The sequence below is a fragment of the Ruegeria sp. HKCCD8929 genome, assembly GCF_013031405.1.
GTDB lineage: Bacteria > Pseudomonadota > Alphaproteobacteria > Rhodobacterales > Rhodobacteraceae > Ruegeria.
Genome location: NZ_WPZY01000137.1, coordinates 1 through 1265, shown reverse-complemented (window position 1 = coordinate 1265; position 1265 = coordinate 1). Strand labels below are relative to the sequence as shown.

The window sequence follows — 1265 nt, the reverse complement described above, 5'->3', positions numbered from 1 at the left end:
CCGACCTATCGGCCACGGTGTCCTCGATCACCGCCTATCCGCCGGAATGGGCCTTCGGGCTTGGCTTGTCTCTCAACGGCGATGCCGTTCGGTTGATGGACCGGCCCGTCGGCCCGGTTCTGACCTCGTTCACCATGCAGGCGATGAACGTGCAGAAGACGTCCTCGTTTGTCGTCGGCAAGCGAGGCAAGAACGAACACGCCGAGAGTAGCCAGTGGTCGAAGTTCACGCCCCGGTTCGGAGAGAAGAAACGCGAATTCGACGAACTTGACCAGGAAATCCAGTCCGGTGAGCGGTTGTTCGAAACGCTCTATACCGTGGTCGCCTATGGCCGGGGCGGGCCCGCCGACGGACAGATCGCGGCGTCGGAGATGGAATCGATCTGACGCAGCCGGCAGGCGTTCCGGTGCTGGTTGCCTCAAAAGATGGCCGGCCAATCCCACCGTTCCTGGAAATCAGCGACGCAAGCGATCATCCGGTGGCCGCGCGGATTACGACGCTGCCGACGACGCTGATCTGGTCGAGGGCGACAAACACGGTCACGGCGGAAATCGTTGGTTACCGCAATGCCCGGCACTATGCGCAATCGGTCGCCGCGGCGGTCCGGGCCGCGATGGTAGGAGATGGTGCATCATGAACACCGTTTTTGACATCGCAGTCCGGACCCTGATGGCAGTTGGCAAAGAAATAACCGCCATCAGCGCGGCGATCCTACAAGCCAGGCATGAAAAAAACGAGGGCCGCGGTCATGTGTTTGCCATCCGTAGGAGGGATCGTTCGATCGCGGCCACGACCAGGCCACGAGAACAGCCAGTCAGCCCCAGACTATGCAAGAGGGATTGCGGTGTCGAGGGCCGCGGCGAAGTCCGGAGTAATGCCGGACAGTGCGACTCGACCGCGGCCCGGGTTCCGACAGCTCGCAGCGGAACCGGGGACGACTATAGCGCTGTTGGGGAAAATTGCGAGGACCGCGGACAAAAGCGAACCCGGAAGGGGTATCCCCTCTCGTTCGCGGCCCTCACCGCGGCATCCCCTACCGCGGCGACGGGCAGGCTAACGCCGGTTGGCGGAAAAATCGAGGGCTGCGGTGGCGGGTTGAAGAGGTTGGAACTCAAAGCGCGCACCGCAGCCGTGGCCCCGGCTCTTCCGTCCGCGACCGCTGGCATCATATCCCGATTCCTGGAAAAAATCGAGGGTTGCGCCGGACCTGAAACGCGCACCGCTTGCATGGTCCTTCTGGCCGCAACCCTCAGTGTGCTGCATGT

Annotated in this window: 1 protein-coding gene and 1 pseudogene; both read left to right on the top strand. The window is 62.7% G+C overall.

All coding sequences use genetic code 11. The features are described from left to right. A pseudogene (locus GOX53_RS29430) lies at positions 1 to 386 on the top strand (hypothetical protein); the annotation flags it as partial. Positions 387 to 406: 20 nt separating this feature from the next. After that, the gene (locus GOX53_RS29425) at positions 407 to 637 is read left to right on the top strand and encodes a hypothetical protein (protein WP_171182421.1); all 231 of its coding nucleotides are present in this window, start codon (positions 407 to 409) and stop codon (positions 635 to 637) included. The last annotated feature ends 628 nt before the right edge of the window (positions 638 to 1265 follow it).